17 protein-coding genes are annotated in these 19941 nt (G+C 49.6%); 16 read left to right on the top strand and 1 reads right to left on the bottom strand.

The window, feature by feature from the left end:
• Window positions 1-78: 78 nt before the first annotated feature.
• A complete protein-coding gene (locus H6750_02750) occupies window positions 79-303 on the top strand; it encodes a sulfurtransferase TusA family protein (protein MCB9773232.1) in 225 nt (74 codons plus the stop codon).
• Here the strand turns inward: H6750_02750 and rsmI are convergent.
• Window positions 281-1030 carry a 16S rRNA (cytidine(1402)-2'-O)-methyltransferase gene (gene rsmI / locus H6750_02745; GenBank protein ID MCB9773231.1) on the bottom strand — a complete coding sequence of 250 codons (750 nt, stop codon included), beginning with the start codon at window positions 1028-1030 and terminating at the stop codon, window positions 281-283. The two genes, H6750_02750 and rsmI, sit on opposite strands and share 23 nt — an antisense overlap.
• Window positions 1031-1155: 125 nt before the next feature.
• On the opposite strand from rsmI, the gene H6750_02740 reads away from it, so the two are divergent.
• The 15 genes from H6750_02740 to H6750_02670 all read left to right on the top strand — a co-directional run bounded on the left by H6750_02740 (window position 1156) and on the right by H6750_02670 (window position 19893).
• Window positions 1156-1950: an SDR family oxidoreductase gene (locus tag H6750_02740; GenBank protein ID MCB9773230.1), complete on the top strand. Its 795-nt coding sequence runs from the start codon at window positions 1156-1158 to the stop codon at window positions 1948-1950.
• A gap of 135 nt (window positions 1951-2085) precedes the next feature.
• Window positions 2086-2895, top strand: coding sequence for a cytochrome c biogenesis protein CcsA (gene ccsA / locus H6750_02735; protein MCB9773229.1), 810 nt, complete (start codon window positions 2086-2088; stop codon window positions 2893-2895).
• Entirely contained in the window at window positions 2892-4250 is a 1359-nt protein-coding gene (locus H6750_02730; protein ID MCB9773228.1) for a glutamyl-tRNA reductase, read from the top strand. The genes ccsA and H6750_02730 overlap by 4 nt, the downstream gene beginning before the upstream one ends.
• 17 nt (window positions 4251-4267) lie before the next feature.
• A complete protein-coding gene (gene hemC, locus H6750_02725) occupies window positions 4268-5197 on the top strand; it encodes a hydroxymethylbilane synthase (GenBank protein MCB9773227.1) in 930 nt (309 codons plus the stop codon).
• On the top strand, window positions 5194-6765 hold the full coding sequence (gene cobA / locus H6750_02720; protein ID MCB9773226.1) for a uroporphyrinogen-III C-methyltransferase: 1572 nt from the start codon (window positions 5194-5196) through the stop codon (window positions 6763-6765). Before hemC ends, cobA begins: the two co-directional genes overlap by 4 nt.
• 67 nt (window positions 6766-6832) lie before the next feature.
• Window positions 6833-7225, top strand: coding sequence for a CBS domain-containing protein (locus H6750_02715; protein ID MCB9773225.1), 393 nt, complete (start codon window positions 6833-6835; stop codon window positions 7223-7225).
• A gap of 8 nt (window positions 7226-7233) precedes the next feature.
• Window positions 7234-8217: a porphobilinogen synthase gene (gene hemB / locus H6750_02710; protein MCB9773224.1), complete on the top strand. Its 984-nt coding sequence runs from the start codon at window positions 7234-7236 to the stop codon at window positions 8215-8217.
• Entirely contained in the window at window positions 8214-9185 is a 972-nt protein-coding gene (locus H6750_02705) for a bifunctional riboflavin kinase/FAD synthetase (GenBank protein MCB9773223.1), read from the top strand. The genes hemB and H6750_02705 overlap by 4 nt, the downstream gene beginning before the upstream one ends.
• Entirely contained in the window at window positions 9186-10613 is a 1428-nt protein-coding gene (gene tilS / locus H6750_02700) for a tRNA lysidine(34) synthetase TilS (protein MCB9773222.1), read from the top strand. It abuts the gene before it with no gap.
• 13 nt (window positions 10614-10626) lie between these two features.
• Window positions 10627-11178 carry a hypoxanthine phosphoribosyltransferase gene (hpt, locus tag H6750_02695; protein ID MCB9773221.1) on the top strand — a complete coding sequence of 184 codons (552 nt, stop codon included), beginning with the start codon at window positions 10627-10629 and terminating at the stop codon, window positions 11176-11178.
• Window positions 11179-11286: 108 nt separating this feature from the next.
• On the top strand, window positions 11287-13104 hold the full coding sequence (locus tag H6750_02690; protein ID MCB9773220.1) for an ATP-dependent metallopeptidase FtsH/Yme1/Tma family protein: 1818 nt from the start codon (window positions 11287-11289) through the stop codon (window positions 13102-13104).
• 415 nt (window positions 13105-13519) lie between these two features.
• Window positions 13520-14338 (top strand): dihydropteroate synthase, encoded by an 819-nt coding sequence (gene folP / locus H6750_02685; GenBank protein MCB9773219.1) that lies wholly within the window; start codon window positions 13520-13522, stop codon window positions 14336-14338.
• Between the two features lie 191 nt (window positions 14339-14529).
• Window positions 14530-15879: a phosphoglucosamine mutase gene (locus H6750_02680; protein MCB9773218.1), complete on the top strand. Its 1350-nt coding sequence runs from the start codon at window positions 14530-14532 to the stop codon at window positions 15877-15879.
• A gap of 280 nt (window positions 15880-16159) precedes the next feature.
• Window positions 16160-18703 carry a DNA internalization-related competence protein ComEC/Rec2 gene (locus H6750_02675; protein MCB9773217.1) on the top strand — a complete coding sequence of 848 codons (2544 nt, stop codon included), beginning with the start codon at window positions 16160-16162 and terminating at the stop codon, window positions 18701-18703.
• Between the two features lie 461 nt (window positions 18704-19164).
• A complete protein-coding gene (locus H6750_02670; protein ID MCB9773216.1) occupies window positions 19165-19893 on the top strand; it encodes a pentapeptide repeat-containing protein in 729 nt (242 codons plus the stop codon).
• Window positions 19894-19941: the final 48 nt, after the last annotated feature.

Below are 19941 nucleotides of genomic sequence, written 5' to 3'. Positions count from 1 at the left end.
AAAATATTTAGGAATAAATGAAGTAGGTAAATAGTTTTATGTATTAATAAGCCGGCGGCGGGAGAAGATTGAGAGCGCATGGAGGAATTGGATCTTCGAGGTGTAATTTGTCCCTACAACTTTGTGAAGACAAAGCTAAAGCTGGAGTCTTTAGAAAGCGGAGATCGGTTGAGGGTCCTGTTGGATGAAGGCGAACCGATTCGAAATGTCCCGCAAAGCATTACCAATGAGGGTCACCAGATTCTTGAACAAGAAAAAGTTGACCATTATTACCGTGTGGTTATTCAGAAGGTAAGTGTGTGATGGGGGTCGAGCTGGAATGTTCGGTTAATGGTTCCAATTGCCTTTTACTCCTTTGAGGTAACCCTTGAATTAAAAGTGTTATTTCTCCTTTAATCGATTTGCCTTTTAACTGTTGAACCACTTCTTCAATTTCTCCCCGTAGAATTTCTTCGTTGAGTTTTGTCAATTCCCGTGTCAGTACGATGTGTCTGTTTCCCATGACGGTAGTGATGACTTGTAATGTTTTAAGAATCCGATGCTGGGTTTCAAAAACAATAATGGTACCTTTTTCTTCTTTTAGATTTTGAAAAAATTTTTCTCTGGCCCCTGGTTTTCTGGGCACAAATCCCTCAAAAATAAATCGATCTGTTGCCAAACCTGACACGCATAATGCCGTAAGAACGGAAGATGGTCCTGGAATAGGGATAAGTGGAATATTTGACCTGATTGCCTGGCGAACCAGATAAAACCCAGGATCAGAAATAAGAGGAGTGCCCGCATCGCAAACCAAGGCAACGGAATTTCCTTCCTGGAGCCGATGGAGGAGAATGTCGGTTTTTTCCTCCTTGTTGAAATCGTGATAACTGGTGAGTGGCGTGCCGATGTGATAATGGGTGCAGAGTTTTTGGGTGCGACGTGTGTCCTCGGCCGCAATAATGGCTACCTCCTGGAGGATGCGGATGGCCCGGAAGGTCATATCTTCCAGATTGCCGATTGGCGTGCTGACAATGTAAAGGGTTCCGGTCATGGTTTATTGATGGAAGATGACGCAGGGCAAGGTTGGAGATGGTACTGCCTGAGCTTGCCATTGTCCAGGAGGTTCCAGTCGTACCCGCCTCCTGATTCAATTGGCAAATGATAAGGATATGAAGGATGGGTGACACCCATAGTTTTCAAGGTCAGGTGGCTCTGGTTACGGGAGGGGGAGAGGGCATTGGACGAACCATTGCCATGGCCTTGGTGAGGCAACAGGCGGGAGTCGCTATTTGTGGAAGACGTGTGGAAGAATTAGAGGGCACAGCAGACGATCTCGTTCAAGCTGGCGGAGACGTGCTTTCGATACCATGCGATGTAACCCGACGGGTTGATGTTGAGCATACCATGAAGAGGGTGATCCAAAAGTTTGGCAGGCTGGACATTCTTGTTAATAACGCAGGAGCATCAGGTCAAACGTCGATTCATGATCCGGATGATTCCAAGTGGCAGAATATTCTTCAGGTGAATTTAACAGGCAGCTACTTGGTTTCGAAACTCGCTATTCCACATATGCTTCCCCACCATTATGGACGTATCGTTAATATTTCCTCCGTCTTGGGGCGATTTGGCGTGGCAGGGTATTTAGCCTATTGCACAGCCAAGCATGGCATTTTAGGGTTCACTAAAGCTCTGGCGCTGGAAGTCGCCTCTCAGGGCATAACCGTGAACGCCATTTGCCCCACCTGGGTGGATACTGCCATGGCCAGAAAGGGAATCGAAGAAACTGCCGCCAGCCTTGGGGTTTCACCGGATGAATTTCGTGAATCCGCGATTAGTATGATTCCGATTAAAAGAATGGCGGAAGCCGAGGAAGTGGCCAGTCTCGTCCTGTATCTTTGCTCACATGCGGCCAGTGCAATAACCGGTCAAGCTTTAAATGTTTGTGGTGGAACTACTGCAGGTACTGTATGAGCGGATACGCGGTGTGATTTTCCTATTGTGGTTAACCAATGAATGCTGGTAACTCATTGATTTTCTTGACCTTCTCTATATGCAGTTCTATACTCGACATGGCTCACTGTGTATGTTTCTTTACTAGGTTGTTCAATGTCTGAATTACTGCCATATCTCACCATGGGCCTTTATTTCGGAGGCACCCTCCTTTTTCTTTTATATCTCTGGCACCGTTCCGATGCCATCTCAAAAATTTCCCTTGTGGCCACAGGTTTGGGGTTTGTTGCTCATACCTCGGCACTCATCATGGCTATGGTATCGACGGGGCATGTCCCTATTATGACATTTAAGGACGCGATGTCCTTTTTCGCCTGGGGGTTAGTGCTGGTTTTTTTGGTCGTTGGTCTGAAAAGGGGATTAGAAGTGTTGGGCGCCTTTATTCTTCCGCTGGCCTTTCTGTCTCTCGTTTCGGCAACACTGGCCCCTCAGTCAGCTGATACCATTGCCCCGGTCTTTCAGACGGTATGGGTGCATGTAACCCTGAGTATCCTGGGTACCATCGGATTTGCTGTGGCCTTTGTGGCCGGGCTCATGTATGTGATGCAGGAGCGTCTTTTGAAGTCCAAACAATTTAATGTGCTAGCTTTCAAGCTCCCACCGCTGGACTTTTTAGATTCTCTCAATCAACGATCTATCCTTTTTGGGTTTCCCTTATTGACCTTAGGAATTCTGACAGGGGCCGTTTCAGCCCAATTAACGATTGGATCGTATTTGAGTTGGAACTCCGAGCAAATTTGGGCGTTAATTACCTGGTTCTTTTATTTCGCGGTCCTGCTGGGAAGGGTGACGGCCGGCTGGAGGGCTAAAAAAGCCGCTTATCTAACCATTGTGGGATTCGCCGGAGTAATTTTGACTTTTGTCGGCATCCTTATCAAAAGTCCTCAACCGATGTCCCCGTTATGAATATTATCGTTTTAGGCCTCAATCATCGGACGGCTTCCGTTGAACTGCGTGAATTACTGGCCATTCAGGATAGCCGGATGGGAGAGGCGTTGGGTCGGCTCATGGCGTATTCCGAAATTAAAGAAGCCATGTATCTGGGGACCTGCAACCGTGTTGAGGTATATGCCGTCGTGGAAAAGGGAGAATGGGGTTTTCGTCAATTGGAGGATTTTTTGGTCTCAACCCATTTCTCCTTATCTTCTGAGGATTTACTCCCTCATCTGTATCGATATAGCGATGATGACGCCATTGCGCATTTATTTCGGGTATCGGCTAGTTTAGATTCCATGGTCGTGGGAGAACCTCAGGTCCTTGGACAGGTCAAGGAAGCCTATGAGCTCGCTTTGACCCATCGTTCGTCCGGGGTCATTCTTAATAAGGTCGTTAAAAAAGCGATTTCAGTGGGAAAAAGTGTCCGGACGAAAACGCGGATCGGGGAATATGCGGTTTCTGTCAGCTATGCCGCTGTGGAATTAGCCAAAAAAGTTTTTTCAAATCTGAAGCAACGAGTCGTCTTGTTAGTCGGTGCAGGGGAGATGGGAAAGTTGGCGGCGCAACACTTGGTGAATCAGGGTGTGAAAGAGGTTCTTATTACCAATCGTAATCATCATCGTGCGTTCACATTGGCCGAGCGCTTTCATGGACAGGCGGTTCCCTATGAACAGCTTCGAAGCACGTTACCCAAGGTGGATATTGTGATTTGCGCCACGGGTGCTCCCCACTATGTCATTACCAAGGATGATATCGAAATGGCGGTATATCATCGAATGAACCGTCCCATGTTTTTGATTGATATCACGGTGCCTCGAAATATTGATCCGGCCGTCAAGGATGTTGATAACGCCTATGTGTTTGACATTGATGATCTCAAAGCTCATGTGGGACATAATCAGGAAGAACGATTGAAAGAAGCCGAAACCGCCGAGCATATGGTGAGGGAAGAAGTCGGAAGTATGGTGGCCTGGGTTCGTGGCTTGGAAGCCACGCCCACTATTGTAGCCTTGAGAAAAAAAGCGGAAGAGATCAAACAAGGCGAGTTAGAGAAAGTCTTCGGTCGTCTGGGAGAATTGTCACCAAAGGACCGAGCTGCTATCGAAGGGCTTGCCTCGGCGATTGTGAATAAATTACTCCATGGCCCGGTCGTGACCTTAAAGTCGGAAGCGCAATCTCAAAATGGCTTTGCGTTTATTGAAGCCGCCCGCCGGTTTTTTGAACTTCGCGAGCGGGAGATTCACTCCGGAGAGATCCCACTCCTGGAAGATGAGACAGGTGATGGCATCAGCGAGGAGCCCCTTCCACACAAGGATGGCATATGAATCAGGGGAAGGGTCGTATGCGGTCTACGCTCATTGTCGGAACGCGGGGAAGCCAATTGGCCATATGGCAAGCCGAATGGGTGCAAGCGCAGCTCAAAGCCCTTGCGCCGGATACTTCTGTCATTTTGAAGCGCATTCAAACCAGCGGAGATAAGATTCAAGATGTGCCGTTGGCCAAAATTGGAGGAAAAGGGCTGTTTGTCAAAGAAATTGAAGAAGCGCTGCTCCGACGAGATATTGATCTGGCCGTGCACAGCATGAAAGACGTACCGTCAGAATTGCCTGAAGGATTGGGGATTATTTGTGTTCCCGAGCGGGAGGATCCCAGGGATGCGTTGATTGCCCGTGAAGGCCATACTTTGGCGACATTGCCGATCGGTGCACGAGTCGGAACCAGTAGTTTGCGAAGACAGGCGCAGTTGTTACATGCTCGTCCGGATCTTGAGATTGCGATGTTGCGTGGGAATGTTGATACGCGACTACGCAAGGTTCGTGAGGGTCAGTATGATGCTATTATTCTGGCCGCCTCAGGGCTCAAGCGCTTAGGATGGGACCAGGAAGTGACGGAGTATTTGTCCGTGGATGTGAGTCTGCCGGCAATTGGCCAAGGTTCCTTGGGTCTGGAAGGACGGAAAGATGATTCGTGGATTCGGGATCTGGTCGCACAGTTTGAACATCGTCCAACTCGGATTGCGGTCACTGCCGAACGGGCCTTGCTTGCAGGGTTGGAAGGCGGATGTCAGGTTCCCATTGCAGGGTATGCGACCCTCCTAGGGGACACCCTGACTCTGGATGGGTTGGTCACAAGCCTTGATGGAAAACGATATATTCGTCAAGTGGTATCGGGCCCGGCGGGGGAAGCCGAATCAATTGGCATGCAGGTGGCTGGACAATTGTTGGACGGTGGGGCGCAGCCCATTCTCCAGGAAATTTATGGGATGGCATGACCAAGTCAGTTGTCATTCATGGTCGGGTGTTTTTGGTTGGAGCCGGGCCCGGCGATGCCAAGTTGCTGACCCTTCGAGGGAAAGAGTGTCTCGAGCAGGCTGATGTGGTGCTCTACGACCACTTGGCTAATCCAGAATTGTTGAAATTTGCCCCTTCTCACGCCGAGTGTATTTATGTCGGCAGAAAAGGGCGTGGTGCCTATCGGAATCAGGCGGAGATTCACGCCTTGTTGGTTACCAAAGCTCGAGAAGGTAAGTGTGTCGTGCGCCTCAAGGGGGGGGATCCTTTTGTGTTTGGCCGTGGAGGTGAAGAAGCCGAAGCAATTGCTGACGCTGAGATCCCATTTGAAGTCGTCCCTGGAGTAACGGCTGCCGTGGCGGTGCCGGCTTATGCCGGCATTCCCGTGACACACCGGACCCTCGCCTCGACGGTTGCATTTGTGACCGGGCATGAAGATCCGACCAAACCATCGAGTGCAATGGAATGGCCGCGTTTCGCCTCGGCTGAAGGGACACTTGTCTTTTTAATGGGCATGAAAAATCTTCCGCAGATTGTGGAACGGCTCATTCAAGAAGGCAAGCCTGCGACGACTCCCGTGGCGGTGATTCGATGGGGCACCTATGCTCGTCAACGAACAGTGGTGGGAATGTTATCCGACATTGTGAAATTAGCCTCCCAGGCAGACATGAGTCCGCCATCAGTGATTGTTGTGGGTGAAGTCGTTCGGTTACGTGAACGACTGAACTGGCATGAGTCCCGTCCTCTGTTTGGACAAGGGGTTTTAGTGACCAGGCCACGTGCCCAGGCGCCGGCTCTTTCAAATTTGCTGGCGGCACAGGGTGCGGAGCCGGTGGAATGTCCTACGTTGGAGATTCATCCTCCTGATAGCTGGACTCCTGTGGATGAGGCGATTGCCGCGATTTCGACATACGACTGGGTGATTTTCACGAGTGTGAATGGCGTGCAATCCTTCATGGAACGTCTCTGGTTTCATCACAAAGATGTGCGGAGCTTGGCCGGAATCCGTGTGTGTTGTATTGGTCCTCGAACCCGGGAAGAGGCTGCTCGCTGGGGGATTGCCTCGGATCTGGTTCCTCAAGATTTTCAGGCAGAGGGGATTTTGCAGGCCCTCGGCGGGGTAGGGGTCGCCAGTCAACGGATTTTGATTCCTCGAGCCAAAGTGGCACGCGAGGTTCTTCCTGAACAGTTGAAGGCCATGGGAGCCACCGTGCATGTGGTCCATGCGTACCAAGCCCTTCCTCCTGTCGTCGATATGGGCCCTCTTCGTGATCGACTGCGCAACAGGGAAATTCAGTATGTGACCTTTACCAGTTCTTCAACAGTGAAAAATTTTTGTCAGTTGTTTGAGAACCGCCAGGAATTGCAGGAATTAACACGGCATTTGATTGTGGCCGTCATTGGCCCGATCACCGCTCAAACCGTTCAGGAAGAAGGGCTGTCGGTGGATGTCATGGCATTGGAGAGTACGGTTCCGGCGTTGGTCGATGCCATGATCATTCACGCCCGGCAAAATCCAAAGGATATGCGATTGGTATCGTCTTCATAAATATTCTATGGTGAAGGAAGTTTTAGACACCACGTTCTGTTAACCGATTGATGGGAGGAGTAGCGTCATGGTTCCTGTAAAATCTTGTATGGTCCCTGTAGACAAAATTGTCAAAGTTGACCGGGATATTTTAGTCAAGACCGCTGCAGAAATGATGCGGGATAATGGAATCGGAAGTGTGATTGTGACCAGTGGAGAGGAAATTATCGGCATTTTAACTGATACGGATCTGGTTCGAAGGGTGGTCGCCGCGGGTGCGGACCCGATGCGGACGACGGTCGAAAAAATTATGTCCGCTCCGATTGTCAGCATCGAGGCCGATCGAACCCTGTTGGATGCAAATGATCTAATGGCTAAAGAACATATTCGGCACCTGGGCGTTACCCAGGCTGGAGCCATGGTGGGGATGATTTCTGTTCGGGATCTAGTGGTCTTTTTAACAAATCTTCCTCGAAAGTAAGGACGAGTATGGGATTTCCCGTTCATCGTTTACGTCGTTTGCGGCAACATGACTCGCTTCGGCGCATGGTCAGGGAGACGCAGCTGAATCCGGCTGATTTTATCTATCCCTTATTTGTGACCTTTGGAAAGAACAAGCAAGAACCGATCGCCTCGATGCCTGGCCAATGGCGGTGGTCTGTGGATCGGGTCGTTCAGGAAGCCAAAGCTGCCTGGGAGTCAGGGGTTCCAGCCGTCATCTTATTTGGGATTCCCGAACACAAAGACGAGCGTGGATCTTCCGCCTATGAGAAGGATGGGGTTGTTCAGCGGGCAGTCCGGGCGCTGAAGGACCATTTGCCCGATTTAATAGTGATCACCGATGTGTGCATTGATGAATATACTTCGCATGGTCATTGCGGCATTGTTCGAGACGGCCGGATTCTCAATGATGAAACGCTGGAGTGCCTTCAGGCAATGGCGCTGAGTCATGTGGAAGCGGGAGTGGATATGGTTGCTCCTTCCGATATGATGGATGGCCGGGTTGCCGCGATTCGACAGGCATTGGACCAACAGGGATTTTCTGAAATGCCCATTATGGCCTATTCTGCCAAGTATGCTTCGGCGTTGTATGCCCCGTTTCGTGATGCGGCCTTTTCGAGCCCATCCTTTGGGGACCGACGGTCCTACCAAATGGATGCAGCCAATGCGAGGGAAGCGTTGCGTGAGGTGGAGCTGGACATTCAGGAGGGGGCCGATATTGTGATGGTGAAGCCAGCCTTGTTTTATTTGGATATTCTGCGCCGAGTTCGCGAACTTGCGGCTGTTCCCGTGGCCGCGTATCAAGTAAGTGGGGAATACAGCATGATCAAGGCCGGTGCGCAGTTAGGCTGGGTCAATGAAGCTTCGGTGATGATGGAAAGTTTACTCGCGATTAAACGCGCAGGGGCGGATCTGATCCTCACGTATTTTGCCAAAGAGGCTGCATGTCTCCTCACCCGTGACGGTGTATGAAAATTTCCCGAGGATTACCGGCGGTTCGTCCCGCTTCCTGGCCTGTTCTCACCATTGGCAATTTTGATGGCCAGCATTTGGGACACCGTGCTCTTGTACAGGTTGTCGTGGATTGCGCCCGGCAGATCAAAGGATATCCAATGGTCCTGTCCTTCGCTCCGCATCCTGTGGAGGTGTTGCGTCCCGGATCTGTCCATAAATTTTTATCTGATGATAAGGAAAAGATAGCGTTCTTTGATCGTCTAGGGGTCGGGGAGCTGGTGATTCTCCCTTTCACCAGGGAGTTAGCCGGCCTGAGGCCGGAGGAGTTTGTTCGTCAGGTTCTCCGTGACGGGCTTGGGATTCGAAAGCTGTTTGTTGGAGAAAATTTTGTATTCGGTAAGGGAAGAAGTGGAGGCGTGAAGGATCTGGTTGCATTAGGGACACAAGCCGATTTTTCCGTTGAGCCGATAGCGCCCGTCATTGTGGGACAGAAGGTGGTGAGTTCGACGCGCATTCGTCAATGCCTGACCCTTGGAGACGTGGGGCAGGGTGCGCAATGTTTGGGGCGCCCCTATATGTTAGAGGGGATTGTGATTCCGGGCGAAAAGCGAGGGAAACAGTTTGGATGGCCGACGGCCAATCTTCGACTCCCCGGACATCGTGTTCTTCCTGCGGATGGTGTCTATGCCACCCTGACAGTGTTGAAAGGGGAATGCCTGGATTCCATTGCCTATATCGGCACGCGGCCGACGTTTTCCGAAGAGGAACGTTTATTGGAAGTGCACATGTTTGATAAGACTCTTCAGCTTTATGGAGAAAACATTTCAGTGCATTTTATTGAAAGAGTGAGGGGGGATATGGTGTTTGCCAATTCCCAGGATCTCGTGAGTCAAATGGCACAGGATGGCCAGCGAGCCAGGGAGATCTTGCGGAACTATTCAGAAGGGCCCCGAATTCCTGCGGTCGTTCAGGGAGAAAAGGTATAGATGAGTCGTCTCGCTCCTGTCATTGGAATGGAACGAAAGGTTGACCAGGCTATTCGGGCAAAGGGATTATTCGCGTCAAGAGATCGGATCGTGGTGGCGGTTTCCGGTGGCCCTGATTCTATAGCCCTTTTTCGGTGTTTGGTGGAGTTGCGCACCCGGTGGCATTGGGACATCTGTATCGGTCATGTGGACCATGGATTTCGCGGAGCCGAAAGTGAAGGGGATGCGAAGTTCGTGGAGGCGTTAGGTGAGAGATTTGGAGTGCCCGTCCTCGTCCGCCGGCTCCATCTGAATAAATACGATGTAAAATTGAAGAAGGAATCACTCCAGGAATATGCCCGAAGAGCGCGGTACCGGGCATTAGAGCAAATGGTCCTTGACCGGAAAGCGACAAAGTTAGCGCTTGGGCATACGGCAGACGATCAAGCCGAGACGGTTCTTATGTGGATGCTACGTGGGTGTGGAACCGGTGGATTAGGGGGCATCCCTCCCAGGCGAGGAATGTATGTCGTTCGTCCATTGCTTGATATCCATCGAAGTGAAATTGTGGCGTATCTGGAGGAGAGGCAGGAGGAATCGAGATTAGATTCCACCAATGTTCAATCGGTGTACCTTCGGAATCGCATTCGTCAGCACCTGATTCCTCAATTGAAACAGTATTCGCCGGGGATTGTGAATGTGTTGACCCGGCAGGCACATATTCTTCGGGATGATCATGCATACCTGGAGACATTAACGGATGAGGCGTTCCACCGCACGTGTGTGACGGACACCATGGGAGAACGGCAATTTGACCGTATGGCGCTTTTAAACGTACCGTTACCTATTCGTCGGAGAGTGGTCCGCCAGAGTCTTCAGATCATTGCGGGACACCAGCAGAGCCCGAGGTTTGATTTGGTGGAACGGGTATTAGATCGGTTAGAGCATGGGCAGTCTGGTTGGACGATCGTATATAAAGGCGTGAGGGTTGGACAGGAATATGATCGTCTGGTGATTTGCTCCTGTGAGGAAATGCAAAAACCTGGAAGGGACTCTTCCGGGATGAGTGTGATGCCTTTATCCATCCCTGGTGAGGTGCTTTGGTACCCCACGGGGCACCGTTTTTCGATTTCAACACAATCATCTTCAGTAATGAATCGTCAGGCACACCACTCAGAGATTTACCTTGATCCGGCGAGATTTACTCCTGAATTAATATTGCGAAGTTGGAGGCCCGGAGATATTTTTTGCCCTAAGGGACTTGGTGGCCGACAAAAAAAAATCCAGGATTTTTTTTCGGATCTTAAATTACCCCGTTCCAAGCGAAACAAGGTACCTCTATTGGTTGCGCCTGAGGGAATTGTCTGGGTTGGTGGATTGCGAGCGGATGAACGTTTCCAGGTTTCATCATCCACGACCTCGGCCCTTATGGCCAGGATGATCATGTAATATGGAAGTCTCTATGGATCAAATCTTTGGAAAACCACTGGTTACACAAGAAGCCATGAGGGCGCGCATTAAGGACCTGGGAAAGCAAATTTCTCAGGATTATCAAGACAAGGATCTTTTGGTTGTCGGGGTCCTCAAAGGGGCCTATGTGTTTTTTGCCGACCTGGTTCGAGTCATACGATTGCCGATTCAGATTGATTTTTTGATTGCCAAAAGTCATAAAACCATCGGTAGTTCGGCCAAAAAGGTGAAAGTGTGGTCAGAGTTAACCGAAAAGATCAATAATCGCCATGTGTTGCTGGTAGAAGATATCGTGGACTCTGGATTGACTGCCCAGTTTTTAGTCAAAACATTGATGAAGAAGAAGCCAGCCTCTGTGGCAGTCTGCGCGTTAATTAGTAAGCCTGCCAATCGAAAGGTGGAAGTTGATTTGCGGTATGTAGGGTTTGAAGTGCCTTCGACCTATGTTGTGGGATATGGGCTGGATTTCAAGCAAAAATATCGAAATCTTCCTTACCTGGCTAAACTCGACCCGAAGTTGGTTCGAGAAGACTCGCAGTCTTGATGCGGTTGTCAGTTCTAAAAAGTGCGTGATAGAATCAATTGGTTAGGCTAATGGCTCAACGGTACGGCTCTTTATGACATTTGAATTGCTAAGGGGGTTACCCTCGGTATGAATTCTCGGGTGAAAAACTTACTGTTTTGGGTGTTTGTGTGTTTGTTCATGATTTTGTTGTTCAACCTCTTTACGGTGCCCAACCAGCACCCTGAAGATCCGGTCATCTTTAGCGATTTCATGGCTCACTTGGAAAAAGGAGATGTTGAACGAGTTATTATCAAGAACAACAATATCAGTGCGATTTTGAAAGATGGTACCCGGATCCAAACCTATTCGGTTGAGTATCCAGACCTTGTTAAGGTCCTCCAGGAAAAATCCGTACAAATTGAAGCCAAACCACCTGAAGATAATCCCTGGTACATCACCTTCCTGCTCTCATGGGGACCGTTTGTCCTCTTTTTGGGATTGTGGTTTTTCCTGATGCGTCAGATGCAAATGGGCGGCAACCGGGCTCTGTCATTTGGAAAAAGCCGTGCCCGCCTCCTAACCGAAGAGAAGAAAAAAATCACGTTTGCGGATGTCGCCGGGGTGGATGAGGCAAAAGAGGAAGTGGTCGAAATCATTGATTTTCTGAAAGACCCTGCCAAATTCCAAAAATTGGGTGGGCGTATTCCTAAGGGAGTCTTGATTGTTGGGCCTCCCGGGACAGGAAAAACCTTGTTAGCAAAAGCGATTGCTGGAGAGGCTGGTGTGCCGTTTTTCAGCATTAGTGGATCGGATTTTGTAGAAATGTTTGTCGGAGTTGGAGCTTCCCGTGTTAGAGATCTCTTCGAGCAGGGGAAAAAACATGCGCCTTGTATCATTTTTATTGATGAAATCGATGCGGTAGGCCGATTGCGCGGGGCAGGTCTTGGGGGAGGGCATGATGAACGGGAACAGACACTAAATCAATTATTAGTTGAAATGGATGGGTTTGATACCACGGAAGGCGTGATCCTGATTGCGGCCACCAATAGACCTGATGTGCTGGATCCCGCCCTGTTACGACCAGGCCGGTTTGATCGTCAAGTTGTCGTGAATCGTCCCGACGTTCGAGGGAGAGGGGAAATTCTAAAGGTTCATACTAAAAAAGTCCCTGTGTCGTCGGATGTGGATTTGGAACAAATTGCCAGAGGGACTCCAGGATTTTCAGGGGCTGATTTGGAAAACCTGGTAAACGAAGCGGCCTTGTGGGCTGCTCGCCTGGATAAAAAAACTGTTGATCAGATAGATTTTGAAAATGCCAAAGATAAGGTATTAATGGGTGTCGAGCGTAAGAGCATGGTTCTGACTGAGGAGGAAAAGCGCACGACGGCATTTCATGAGGCCGGTCATGCTTTGATGGCGAAACTCTTACCAGGAACGGATCCGGTTCATAAGGTCACCATTATCCCTCGGGGACGGGCATTGGGCATGACGATGCAATTGCCCATCGATGACCGACATAGTTACTCGAAGGAATTCTTGTACAATACACTTTCTATTTTGTTTGGCGGGCGCGTGGCAGAGGAATTGATCTTTAAAAGCGTGACGACCGGGGCTGGGAATGATATTGAGCGGGCCACTGATTTGGCGAGAAAAATGGTTTGCGAATGGGGTATGAGTGAAAAATTGGGTCCCCTGACATTTGGAAAAAAAGACGAAGAAGTTTTCTTGGGGCGTGATTTTGGTTCGCGTCGAGATTTTAGTGATCAAGTGGCTTTAGAAATTGACAAGGAAGTCAAACGGCTTGTGGTCGAATCTTATGAACGAACGACCAGGATGCTAACTGAACACATACATACATTACGGGCCATTGCGGAAGCGTTGTTGGAGAAAGAGGTATTAGACGGCATTGAAATTGAAAAAATTGTTCAACAGTCATCTTCCCTTGAGCAGGCTGCGGCCGTGTAACGAGATTTCCTGGTTTTTCCCTCATTCAGAATAGCCAGACAATTCTCTTTCCGGGCTGAGCTGTTTTAATTTCCACCCATCCCCTTTTGTTATGAAACCCTCAATAGATTCAACCCCTTGTTTTCATTGAGATCATGTTTTTTTTCCACCGTGGGTCTAGAGCATGTTAATCGGGCTCCCAACTATAATGAGACCTTCACCTTAAAAAATTATCTACCAAACGTTACCTCCCCACTATTCTTTTTTGTCCATTCGCTGGCTTTTCTAATCAATCAATTCGTTGAAATTGATAAGATGGAACGCCCTATTTGATGGTTAAAACCCACCATGACCATGAGTTGGTTAACGGCATAAGCGCATGAAACCCGCAGCTGTCTCAGGGCCAACTTCTCCTACGATCCGATGCCGGGAAAAGATGATGCCCATTGGGCCAAAGGTCTTAATCATGGGTATCTTGAACGTAACCCCGGATTCTTTTTCTGAGGCTGGACATTGCCTTAAACCTGAGACAGCCATTGAACGGGCACAACAGATGATTGCCGAGGGAGCGGACTTGATTGATATCGGAGGGGAATCGACGAGGCCAGGAGCGTCATATGTGGACAGGGATGAGGAAATAAGGCGCATTGCTCCCATTCTGAGGGTGTTGAGAAAACTCACCAATATCCCTATTTCTATTGATACTCGCAAAGCAGCTGTGGCTCGAACCGCATTGGATCTAGGGGCCGATATCATCAATGATGTGAGCGCTCTTCAAGATGATCCACAAATGGCTCAATTAATTCAAGAAACCGGAGCGGGGGTGGTCCTCATGCACCGGCAAGGGCATAGTCTAAATATGCAGCATGCCCCACAATACAAAGATGTCGTTGTTGAAATTAAAGACTTTTTATCTGAACGGATCTCCATGGCTCGATCGGTGGGGATTCCGGCAGATCATATTATGGTTGATCCGGGAATCGGGTTTGGGAAAACCCTTGATCATAATCTAGAAATTCTTCGTAACATTGGGAAATTCCTTCCAATGGGATACCCTATTTTAATAGGGGTGTCACGGAAGGCCTTCATAGGCACATTAACGGGAAAGCCGGTTGGTAAGCGGGAGTTCGGGAATGCCGCTGCGGTGGCGGCTGCTGTCTGGCAGGGGGCACATATTGTACGAGTTCATGAGGTGGGAGCTATGCACGATGCTATTCAGGTGGCTCAAGCTTTACAGAAATTGTGCGACAAGTAATAGAGTCGGTGGTAAGATCTCTCTCCGCGGCTTTTTCACCGCTTTGTCCGGTTTACGACAGTGCTCGGACCGAAATTTTTGAATTGTCTTGCAGACCTGTGATGCACCACTTATGAGCGGTGCGACAAAATATATTTTTCGCTACACAATTCGATTTATGGTCTGAGCTCATTATTAAAAAAGGGAATCACATGGGAAAACTATTCGGTACGGATGGGGTGCGTGGGGTCGCGAACCTGGATCCGATGACTAGCGAAATGGCTATGAAATTAGGACGGGCGGCGGCCCATGTTTTTAGGAAACGTGAGGGACGACATAAAATCATCATCGGCAAAGATACTCGTGTGTCCGGGTATATGCTGGAGTCTGCCTTAACTGCCGGACTGTGCTCTATGGGTGTGGATGTTTTATTAGTCGGACCCTTACCGACCCCGGCAATTGCGTTCATGACCCGTAGCTTGAGAGCGGATGCCGGAGTGATGATTTCTGCTTCTCACAATCCCTATCAGGATAATGGCATAAAATTTTTTTCAAATGACGGAATGAAATTGCCGGATGAACTGGAACATCGTATTGAGAATCTTATTCTTTCCAATGAAATCGAGCATATTCGACCGACTGCTGAGGCCATCGGGAAAGCCTATCGCATTGATGATGCTGAAGGACGATATATTGAGTTCGTCAAGCGCTCGCTTCCCCGTGAAATGGATTTTCAGAATATGCGAATTGTTTTGGATTGTGCCCATGGAGCAGCGTATCACGTTTTCCCAAAGGTCATTCATGAATTAGGCGCGAAGGTCTGGGTGATGGGCAATGAACCTGACGGTCTCAATATTAATGACGGGTGTGGCGCGGTGCACCCGGAACGATTACAGCAGATGGTTCGAGACCGGAAGGCCGACCTCGGTATTGCCCTGGACGGAGATGCGGATCGGGCTTTGTTTGTCTGTGAGAAGGGACAGGTGGTCGATGGAGATCATGCCTTGGCGGCTTTTGCTCTTGACCTTAAAAGGCTAGGCCGATTACGGCACAATACCGTTGTTGGAACCGTGATGAGTAATTTTGGGTTTGAGGTCTGTATGCGAGAAGCTGGTATCAATTTGGTACGAACGGCTGTTGGGGATCGATATATCTTGGAGCGAATGGTGGCCGAAGATTTTAATCTGGGTGGAGAGCAATCCGGCCATATGATCTTTTTGGATTATCATACGAGCGGTGATGGAATGATCTCCGCCTTGCAAATGCTGAAGCTGATGAAGCGGGCTCAAAAACCATTGTCGGAAATTGCCATGTGTATGCATTCTACGCCTCAAGTGTTGGTGGGGGTCACCGTTCCGCGCAAGCCTGACCTGCAGAGCCTCCCACAGTTACAGCAGGCTATTCAGGACAAAGAGCGGGTGCTGAATGGAACCGGAAGGATTCTTGTACGTTATTCCGGTACGGAACCGTTGTTGCGAGTGATGGTTGAAGGTCAAGATAACCAGGTCATTCAGGAGATTGCAGAAGATTTAATTGCAGTGGTGAAGTCCTGCATTCAGTAAGGATCAGGATTCCTCTTCCATCTTTCGGTTGTTCCCTTGCCTGAAAAATTTGTCATTTAGCCCGAAGTAGACACAAAAGGTGGAAAGGTCTGTTTCTGACTAGCTTCATAAGTTTGCGTTGAATACTGGATTCTTTTACGGGCAATGTTTTCCCGAGGCAGTGGATTACCATAACCTCTATTTTGTTATGGAATCTGGAAGAATGGCAACCGCTGTCGTTGGTCTTGCTAAAAAGTCTCATTAACCCTATGCACTGTCCTAGGTGATACTCCTTGGAGTAGTGTCCTACCTCACTGGGCTGTGGTTTGGCCCGTTTCTAACCTTCTTCCCCCTATCACTTTTGGGTGCTCTTTTTATTTTTGGGTGCATTCTCACCTGGTTTGAACAACAGCGACGCCTCACTCGAAAAACCGGGTTCATCCTGTTTGCCCTTGTGGTGGGAGGAATCGGCCATGCTTATTGGGCATCGACCACGCAAGGGGAATCGAATCTAGTTACCGAGTCGGATGAACAGCCTATCTTCCTTGAAGGAACTATTGTCGAACCGGTCAGGCAGACTCCGGACGGGCTAGTTTTGCTGGTGGAGGCGACCCATATGGTGAAACAGGGAGAGGAGCAGACGGCTTATGGGCGAATCCGTCTAACTTGGCGGGAGCCGGGTGCTTTTACATTAATCTATGGTGATCATGTCGCCTTTATGGCCCGAGTACGCGAACCCTATGGAACCATGAACCCTGGCGGATTTCATTATGGACAATATCTAAAACAGCAAGGAATTCAGGCTGTTGCGACCGTGCAAGGCCCGGAAGCCATCAGGATTCATGGCCTCCAAGAGCTGACTGCCCGTGGGTTTATATTGGGTGTGATCGATCGCTGGCGCCAATCGATTCATTCTGCGGCGGTCTCCAGTCTCACAAACCCTGCATTAGGATTGTTCCTAGGTATGGTATTGGGAGAGCAAAGTTATATTGAGTCGGATATTCGAGATGCCTTTATGGCCAGCGGAACCGTCCATATTCTCTCGATCTCCGGGTCTCATTTAGGGTTATTGGCCTTGTTGATTTTTGCCGGCGCACGATGGAGCCTGTGCCAGTTACCGACGTTTTGGCTGGAACAACTTTCGTTACGCCTCACCGCCACACGGTTTGCGGTCCTGATCACATTGCCGGCCGTCTCCTTTTATACCTTGCTGGCGGGAGCGGAAATGGCGACGGTTCGCTCATGGATCATGATTGTGGTGTGTTGTGCCGGCATATGGTTGGGAAGGGAACGCAATCTGGTGACGGCGTTAGCCCTAGCCGCGCTTCTTATGGTTTTACCGCATCCGGAGGCCATTCATGATATTTCTTTCCAGTTATCCTATCTGTCAGTTGCTGCAATTGCCCTCGTGGCCCAGGCCCGTAAGGAAAAAGAATCCAATCTATCCGGAATAGATGCAGTCTTCCCACCAGCAAAACCGACATGGCTCCTGGGTCTCTGGCGTAAGGCTGTACTTGCCTGGCTGATAACCCTCGCAGTCAGCTTGACCACGTTGCCTTTGGTGGCCCATGACTTTCATCAAATCCCGTGGCTGGGGTTATTGACTAATATGGTGATTGTGCCCCTGGTCGGCGCTTTAATGATTCCCCTAGGTTTGTTGTCAGGGATGATCGTCTTAGCGGGGGGAGGAGCAACTCTTCCTTTGTCCGGTCTGAATCAATGGGTCTTTGACTGGCTCGCGGAGGTCGTGATGATGCTCTCACATGTTCCCGGAGCGGCCTGGTATGTCGCATCGCCGAGCATGAGTTCGATGATCGTCTTTTGGGGAATGCTGGCCGCGGGTGTGGCTATGTGGCATCGACAGCTGATCCGATGGGGGTGTGGCACAATCCTGCTCGCGATTCTGCTGTGGTGGGGATGGTCCCCACGCACAGGGTGGAATCCGGGAACGGTACGTGTCACGTTCCTGGATGTAGGACAAGGAGATGCCACCCTCATTGAATTACCTGACGGTCAAACCGTCTTGATCGATGGCGGTCCATCCTATCGACGATTGGATATGGGACGTGCGGTCATCGGGCCCTATCTCTGGAATCAGGGTATCCGAAGGCTGGATCATGTGGTTGCCACGCATCCGCAATGGGATCATGTGGGTGGATTGCCGTGGGTGTTGGATACGTTTGAGGTGGGACACTATTGGGATAATGGCATCTCTCGTCCGGAACGTTTTTTTTCTCGCCTCCACTTGGCGGTGAAATCTGCCGGACTTCAGGAACAGACAAGCACAGCTGGAACTGTCATTGTCAGCCCGGGACCTTGCTCTCTGACGGTGCTGGCACCTTTCTCCCGCCAAGGGATAGAGGAATATGGATCCTGGATAGTGTCGAGTGGAAGGGATCTTAATAATCAATCGCTCGTCACCAGGCTCGAATGCGGACCGCATTCATTTTTGTTCACGGCCGATGCGGAACAGCAATCTCTGAATGAATTGCTGCAGGTTTCTAATGGTCTTTCTGCCCGCATCGTGAAAGTGCCGCATCATGGAGCGAAAAGTTCTCTGCATCGTGAATGGGTGAATCGCCTTCAAGCTGAAGCAATGGTTGTTTCGGTGGGTGCCCATAACCGGTATGGACATCCAGCTCCTGAGGTGTTGGATGCGTATGAACAACGAGGCCTTCCTGTATATCGGACTGATCGCGATGGAGCGATCTGGTTCATCGCAAGTCTTGGATCGGACGACATGACGGTTCGAACAGCAAAGGAGGGAAGTCTGCTCCAGGTTCAGGCCGGCCCTCGTATGTGGGGAGAGGAATGGGGAAATTGGATTCGATTATGGAATCGATAAAAAGCTTTTTCCTATAACCTGCCCTGTGGACTATTGGGTCTTCCTCATGTTTGGCTCTCTCGCCGCATTGCGAATCCATCGTGGACGTTTTAGGATAAACTGGCCTATTCGATAACTGGTGCGGGGGTGGGTCTATTTCCGCATATGAGGAGGAGAGATATGTTAAATTTTGTATCACCGTTCTACGCTAACCTCTGGGACAGATGTGCCAGCCACAGGTAAAATGATGAATATGGGAGTGTTGAATAATAAAGATTTTCAAGGGCAAATTGGCCCAGGATTAGATCACTCATCAAAGGCTCCGGGTCGGTTCAAAAAAGTCTATCCAGCAAGGCCGCAGCCGCTTTTGCGCGCGGAGCGTACGCTTAGTAGGTGAGCACGGAAAAATCGCGAGAACGCCGCTGGCGGCTTTTTTCAACAGACCCAATATCAGGATCGGTTAGTGCCATTAAAGGAGTCTCATGGCGAATCAAGAGCAATTGAAGCTCATCAAGGCGGGTGTAAATGTCTGGAATGCATGGAGAAAAGCCAATCCTTCCATTCGAATAGATTTGAGTGGAGGAAATTTTTCCAGACTGGAATTATCCTGTGTCGATTTGGCTGGTGCCAACTTGCAAGATGTCAATTTCAATCACGCGAATCTTTCAGGTGCCATATTGTCCGGGGCTAATTTGACTGAGTCCAGTTTGTTTGAAGCAAATTTGACCGGTGCGAACCTGGAAAATGCGAATGTGAGTGACGCGGATCTTCTCGGGGTCATACTTATACGGGCGAATCTGGAGCGGGCACATCTCGCTAAAACGGACTTAACAGGGGCAGATCTCACCGAAGCAAATCTTACCGAAGCGAATCTTCTTTTGGCTAATTTGCAACGTGCAAAACTCATTGAGGCCAATTTGGAGGGATGTAAGCTGCGAGAAGCAAACCTGGGGCAGGCGGATCTTGCGAGCGCCAATCTTGGTCGCGCTGATTTGGCGCAGGCCAATCTCAAGCAAGCGAATCTAGGGGGTGCGAACGTTGAGCAGGCTTCACTGATTCAGGTGAATTTGCAGGAGGCTAATCTTCAGAATCTTTTCAACATGACTCTCTTTCAATTGTCAAAAGCCAGATCGTTGCGGCAGGCTCGACTAGACGCGCCAGTCTATGCACAGCTTGCAGAGGAGTATCCTCATGTATGTGGGGAGAATTAGTTCAAAGACATTGTGAGGCACCAAGAAATCTTCACCCGTGATGAAGAA

It is taken from the genome of Nitrospiraceae bacterium, assembly GCA_020632595.1.
Classification (GTDB): Bacteria; Nitrospirota; Nitrospiria; order Nitrospirales; family UBA8639; genus Nitrospira_E.
The sequence above is the reverse complement of the archived record's forward strand: the minus strand, read 5'-3'. Positions and strand labels throughout refer to the sequence as shown.

Bases quoted from the DNA above. Each gene is read 5' to 3' on its own strand.
- H6750_02750 (MCB9773232.1), top strand. From the start codon at position 79: ATGGAGGAATTGGATCTTCGAGGTGTAATTTGTCCCTACAACTTTGTG.
- rsmI (MCB9773231.1), bottom strand. From the start codon at position 1,030: ATGACCGGAACCCTTTACATTGTCAGCACGCCAATCGGCAATCTGGAA.
- H6750_02740 (MCB9773230.1), top strand. From the start codon at position 1,156: ATGGGTGACACCCATAGTTTTCAAGGTCAGGTGGCTCTGGTTACGGGA.
- ccsA (MCB9773229.1), top strand. From the start codon at position 2,086: ATGTCTGAATTACTGCCATATCTCACCATGGGCCTTTATTTCGGAGGC.
- H6750_02730 (MCB9773228.1), top strand. From the start codon at position 2,892: ATGAATATTATCGTTTTAGGCCTCAATCATCGGACGGCTTCCGTTGAA.
- hemC (MCB9773227.1), top strand. From the start codon at position 4,268: ATGCGGTCTACGCTCATTGTCGGAACGCGGGGAAGCCAATTGGCCATA.
- cobA (MCB9773226.1), top strand. From the start codon at position 5,194: ATGACCAAGTCAGTTGTCATTCATGGTCGGGTGTTTTTGGTTGGAGCC.
- H6750_02715 (MCB9773225.1), top strand. From the start codon at position 6,833: ATGGTTCCTGTAAAATCTTGTATGGTCCCTGTAGACAAAATTGTCAAA.
- hemB (MCB9773224.1), top strand. From the start codon at position 7,234: ATGGGATTTCCCGTTCATCGTTTACGTCGTTTGCGGCAACATGACTCG.
- H6750_02705 (MCB9773223.1), top strand. From the start codon at position 8,214: ATGAAAATTTCCCGAGGATTACCGGCGGTTCGTCCCGCTTCCTGGCCT.
- tilS (MCB9773222.1), top strand. From the start codon at position 9,186: ATGAGTCGTCTCGCTCCTGTCATTGGAATGGAACGAAAGGTTGACCAG.
- hpt (MCB9773221.1), top strand. From the start codon at position 10,627: ATGGATCAAATCTTTGGAAAACCACTGGTTACACAAGAAGCCATGAGG.
- H6750_02690 (MCB9773220.1), top strand. From the start codon at position 11,287: ATGAATTCTCGGGTGAAAAACTTACTGTTTTGGGTGTTTGTGTGTTTG.
- folP (MCB9773219.1), top strand. From the start codon at position 13,520: ATGATGCCCATTGGGCCAAAGGTCTTAATCATGGGTATCTTGAACGTA.
- H6750_02680 (MCB9773218.1), top strand. From the start codon at position 14,530: ATGGGAAAACTATTCGGTACGGATGGGGTGCGTGGGGTCGCGAACCTG.
- H6750_02670 (MCB9773216.1), top strand. From the start codon at position 19,165: ATGGCGAATCAAGAGCAATTGAAGCTCATCAAGGCGGGTGTAAATGTC.